The sequence below is a fragment of the Corallococcus terminator genome (assembly GCF_003611635.1).
GTDB classification, from domain to species: domain Bacteria; phylum Myxococcota; class Myxococcia; order Myxococcales; family Myxococcaceae; genus Corallococcus; species Corallococcus terminator.
Map to the genome: position 1 here is coordinate 1 of NZ_RAVZ01000640.1, position 1,938 is coordinate 1,938.

The 1,938-nt window shown below is 67.3% G+C and carries 2 protein-coding genes; one reads left to right on the plus strand and one right to left on the minus strand.

Features of this window, described 5'->3' with window-relative positions:
• Positions 1–240: 240 nt before the first annotated feature.
• On the minus strand, positions 241–741 hold the full coding sequence (gene cglC / locus D7V88_RS41030) for an adventurous gliding motility lipoprotein CglC (protein WP_120545898.1): 501 nt from the start codon (positions 739–741) through the stop codon (positions 241–243).
• Between the two features lie 270 nt (positions 742–1,011).
• Here cglC and D7V88_RS41035 point away from each other — a divergent pair, with 270 nt between their 5' ends.
• Positions 1,012–1,839 (plus strand): outer membrane beta-barrel domain-containing protein, encoded by an 828-nt coding sequence (locus D7V88_RS41035; RefSeq protein WP_120545899.1) that lies wholly within the window; start codon positions 1,012–1,014, stop codon positions 1,837–1,839.
• Positions 1,840–1,938: the final 99 nt, after the last annotated feature.

Consider the following 1,938-nt stretch of genomic DNA (forward strand, 5'->3'; position numbering starts at 1 on the left):
GTGGGCGGGTTCGGCGTCGTCACCACCACGTGGTGGGGCGAGCGCGGGGTATCCTCACCCCGGGGCAGGCCCAGCACCAGGGCGGTGAGGGCCAGGGCACCGGCCAGGGACAGGAAGAGGACCGTACGATTCATGGCGGGACTCCAGGGCGTGTGGAACGCGGGCCCTGCCTTTACGAACGGGGCGCGCGAAAAGGTCTAACCCTTTCGCGCGAGACGACTGTTCAGCGGGCGATTCCGGTCAGTTGCCCTGCGCCTGGGGGGACGCGCCGGCGCAGAAGTAGGGCGAATTGTTCTCCCCGAACGTGTCGCGGTACTTCTGTTCGTCCGCCACGCGGATCGCGTCCAGCGTCGCCTGATCCAGGAGCAGGGGGCGGCACGCCATCCGGGGCGCAAGACCCGCGGGCGCGTCATCGCGCGTCACCTCGCAGCCCGTGGTGGTGCCCTGCACGCATTCCTTGCTGCAGTAGCCCAGGGCCTCGGCCGTCGGGTCCTCGCTGCGCTCGGAGTCCACGTCCCGCACGCAGATGAGGTCCTCGCAGTCCAGCGAACCAAAGGAGATGAAGTCCTGATCCGGCGCCACGTCCCGCTCCCGGATGGGCATGAACTTGGTGGAGTAGGTCTCCTGCTCCTCTGCCGTAGCCTTGCGCACCAGACGGCACGGCTTGCCCAACTCGGTGGTGACCTCGCAGCCTCCCAGCAGGAGGACGGCGGAGAGGAAGAGCGCGGATCGCACGAACATCGTTGAGACCTCTAGGAAGGAAGGAACCGGGGGCGTGGGGGAAGGCGACACCCAGAAGCCGGAAACGGTAGCACAGCCCTCCTTCACGCCAACCACCGACGTGTGGGACGCGGGACGGGCGGAATTGTGAAGGAGCACCGTCGGATATCAGAGGGAGCAGGCACGTCGTGGCGGTTGATGGTTGGGAATACGGCCGATAGGATGGCGTGGCTGATGTCATGCTGCCTTCCGGTGGCAGTACGCCCCCTCCCCCCCACGGAGCGCCCGGACTTGAACCGCCCCACGCTGATGCTTGCGCTGAGCCTGATGTGGCCCGCGCTGGCCCCCGCCCAGAGTCAGGAAGGCATGGGCCTCGATCTCACCGAGGACGCCCAGCCCAAGCCTCCCGAAGAAAACCCCGCGCCGCCACCGGACGAGGAAGCCCGGCCCGCGTCGCCGCCCACCGCCGAAAAGGCGAAGGACATCCCACCGGAAGCGCTGATGCCGTTGACGGACATCACCCAGGACGACCGGGTGAAGAGCGTCCAGCGCAAGGTCTACCTGAAGAAGCACCGCTTCGAGATCACCCCGCTGGTGAGCATCTCGGTCAACGACCCCTTCTATTCGAAGTTCGGGGGTTCGCTGCGAGGCGCCTGGTACCTGGCGGACACGCTCGCCATCTCCGCGCGCGGTTCGCTCATGCAGGTGCTGCCGTCGGATGACGTGCGCACCGCCAAGCGCACCTTCAACAGCAAGATCTACAACTCCGTGCCCCAGTGGTCCGCCATGGGTGACGTGGAGTGGGCGCCGCTGTACGGCAAGGTGTCCTTCCTCAACTCCATCCTCCACTTCGACGGCTACCTGATGGGTGGCATGGGCGTGGTGAAGACGGAGACCTCCGCGCTGCCCGAACGCGGCCTCAACCCGGCGTTCGACCTGGGCCTGGGCATGCGGTTCGTGACCAAGGACTACCTGGCCGTCAACGTGGCCCTCATCAACACCTCCTACGTGGATCAGCCCCTGGGCAGCAGCAAGGGCGCCATCCAGAACATCATGACCCTCAACGCGGGCATCTCCATCTTCCTGCCGCTGCGCTCGACGGGGAGGGAGTCCGAATGAGGCCTGCCTTCCGTCTGCTCCTGACCCTGTGCTCGGCCGTGCCCGCGCTGGCTGGCGCCGCCGATCAGGCTCCGGCCGCCGCGACCCCTGCTCCGGCCC

Coding starts and splice junctions, on each gene's coding strand:
- cglC (WP_120545898.1), bottom strand. CDS start 741: ATGTTCGTGCGATCCGCGCTCTTCCTCTCCGCCGTCCTCCTGCTGGGA.